This is a genomic window from Vibrio sp. L3-7 (assembly GCF_963898195.1).
Taxonomy (GTDB): domain Bacteria; phylum Pseudomonadota; class Gammaproteobacteria; order Enterobacterales; family Vibrionaceae; genus Vibrio; species Vibrio echinoideorum.
Genome location: NZ_CAWQUW010000067.1, coordinates 1 through 1,098 on the forward strand (window position 1 = coordinate 1; position 1,098 = coordinate 1,098).

Consider the following 1,098-nt stretch of genomic DNA (forward strand, 5'->3'; position numbering starts at 1 on the left):
TGGGGCAAAGATGACTCAGCAAAGACCTTGCTGAATCGAAGGTGGACAAAAGTGTTTCAGCCTGAACGGGTTAAAACGAATATGAGCTATATGAATAATGCCTCAAAAGATTGATCTCTTTTAATTGAGGCCAAGATAGAGGATAGAGAGGCAAGCATTGCCTCATGTACAAAATTTCCCATGCTTATGCGTTTTACACCTAGAGTTTTCAGTTCTGAAAAACTAGGTAATCCCGGTAGACACATCACATTTATCGGTAATGACGTGCAATCGACAACTGATTTGATATCATCTTTTTTATTAATACATGGTAGAAAAATGCCATCTGCGCCCGCTTGTTGATATCTATTAATTCTCTCGATACTAGTTGCAAGAGGATCTTCAACATTAAGTAAGAACACGTCACTTCTGACATTAATAAAAATTTCAAAACTTGCTTCGTGAATGCATTCTTTAATTTTTTCTATTGTTTTTCCGAACAGAGCGCTGTCACGCAAGCTTCTTTCACCGTCTACCACGACACTGTCTTCTATGTTGACCCCAACAACTCCAACTTTGACTAATTCAATAATATTCTTTGCTATAATTTCAGGCGTCTCTCCGTAGCCAGATTCAAGATCTACGGTCAAAGGCAGTTCTGTAGACTTAACAATTGCTTTTACAATCGACAAAAGGTCTTTGAAACGGATATTTTCTCCATCTTCCTTCCCAAGGCTATTAGCAATAGCTGCGCTAGAAGTACCAAGGGCAGAAAAACCGACACTCTCGGCGATCTTCGCACTTGGTACATCCCATACATTACTAATAACTAGTGGTTCTTCCATTTTATGCATATTTTTGAACATATCTGATACTCCAATTTACTTTTGTATTGAATAATTTCAGGCAAATACTAACAACGGAAGAAAGATAAGGTGCGCCATTTTCGGAACTGAATGATAAATTTTTACAAGGCCTGTATTCATTAGACTCTCTGCTGCATTAGAAAAAGGTATGGTAAAACTGTGAGCTTTGAGTGTCAGATTAGTTATATTTGGTCAAAATTCACCCGACTGAGAACGTAGGCTTTTTGGCGAAACTAATAATGGGGCAGAAATG

General features: G+C 38.1%; 1 protein-coding gene. It reads right to left on the reverse strand.

The window, feature by feature from the left end; all coding sequences use genetic code 11:
- Positions 1–86: 86 nt before the first annotated feature.
- Complete coding sequence (locus AACW75_RS24250; protein WP_069595352.1) at positions 87–845, reverse strand: isocitrate lyase/PEP mutase family protein; 759 nt, start codon at positions 843–845, stop codon at positions 87–89.
- Positions 846–1,098 lie beyond the last annotated feature (253 nt).

Excerpts from the sequence above, each read along its gene's own strand:
- AACW75_RS24250 (WP_069595352.1), bottom strand. The coding sequence starts at position 845 with ATGTTCAAAAATATGCATAAAATGGAAGAACCACTAGTTATTAGTAAT.